This is a genomic window from Paraburkholderia sp. J41 (assembly GCF_905220235.1).
In the GTDB taxonomy this organism is placed as follows: domain Bacteria; phylum Pseudomonadota; class Gammaproteobacteria; order Burkholderiales; family Burkholderiaceae; genus Paraburkholderia.
The window spans coordinates 1-448 of record NZ_CAJMZE010000105.1 but is presented as its reverse complement, the minus strand read 5'-3'; the positions used below and the strand labels follow the sequence as shown (position 1 = coordinate 448).

Below are 448 nucleotides of genomic sequence, written 5' to 3'. Positions count from 1 at the left end.
CGCAGAACACGACCGATATCTCGAACCTGCAAGGCGATATCACGAAGATCAACGGTCAGGTTGCCAACGCGGTGATGTACGACTCGTCGGCGCAGGACTCGATCACGCTGGGCGGCTCGGGTGCGACGACTTCGGTCACGATCCACAACGTGGCGAACGGCCTGGTTAACGCAACGAGCACCGACGCGGTGAACGGCTCGCAGCTCTACGACATCCAGTCGCAGATCAACAATGTCCAGAACATTGCTGAAAGCGCGACCGATCCGATGTTCTCGGCGCAAGGCGATCGCAACACCGAAGCGGCGCAAGCCACGGGCACGCATGCCACGGCAGGCGGCGCGAATTCGGTGGCGAGCGGCGACCAGTCGACGGCGATGGGTGCGGGTTCGGTGGCAAGCGGCAAGAACGCCACGGCGATCGGTAGCGGCGCAACGGCTACGGCTGCCGG

Annotated in this window: 1 pseudogene; it reads left to right on the top strand. The window is 63.8% G+C overall.

Features of this window, described 5'->3' with window-relative positions:
* Nucleotides 1-448 (top strand): annotated as a pseudogene (locus tag U5805_RS31625) (peptide ABC transporter permease); the annotation flags it as partial.